The sequence below is a fragment of the Streptococcus phocae genome (assembly GCF_001302265.1).
GTDB classification, from domain to species: Bacteria; Bacillota; Bacilli; order Lactobacillales; family Streptococcaceae; genus Streptococcus; species Streptococcus phocae.
The window spans coordinates 1-573 of the sequence record NZ_LHQM01000084.1 but is presented as its reverse complement, the minus strand read 5'-3'; the positions used below and the strand labels follow the sequence as shown (position 1 = coordinate 573).

Below are 573 nucleotides of genomic sequence, written 5' to 3'. Positions count from 1 at the left end.
TCATTAGACAAGCAATGAATACTCAGTTCTTCCCTGATTCTATTGTGATTATAGATAGCTTTCCCTTGCCACTTTGTCAACCTGTCCGTAACTATAGAACACGTATTTTTAATGATTTGGCAGACATTGGTTACAATGCTTCTAAACATCTTTGGTTCTATGGATTCAAAGTACATATGCTGGTCACTTTATCAGGCTATATTCTGAATGATGTTGTGACCCCTGCCTCAGTACACGATCTTAGGGCAGTTGATGACTTACTAGAAAATTGCCAGAAACATTATATTTTAGCTGATTTAGGGTATCTTAGTTATGAACTTAGAAAACATTTAAAACAGAAAGGCTATCATCTTTGGACCCCCTTACGTCAAAACAGGGCAGGGGCTAAACAACATAATCCTTGGCAACTAATGGCAATGAGACGGACCATTGAGACACGTTTTTCAGAGCTGTGTGTTCTTTTTGATATAGAACACACACTAACTAGAGGGTTAGCAGTACTTCAGTTAAGGCTTGAGCAAATTATTCTGGCTTACAACTTGAGATACTTTGAGATTAACTAGTACCACGAGT

General features: G+C 37.9%; 1 protein-coding gene. It reads left to right on the top strand.

Annotated features, from left to right (window positions below):
* The coding region (locus tag AKK44_RS08495) for an IS982 family transposase (RefSeq protein ID WP_152911098.1) at positions 1–563 on the top strand (563 nt) is incomplete at its 5' end.
* Between the last annotated feature and the right edge of the window lie 10 nt (positions 564–573).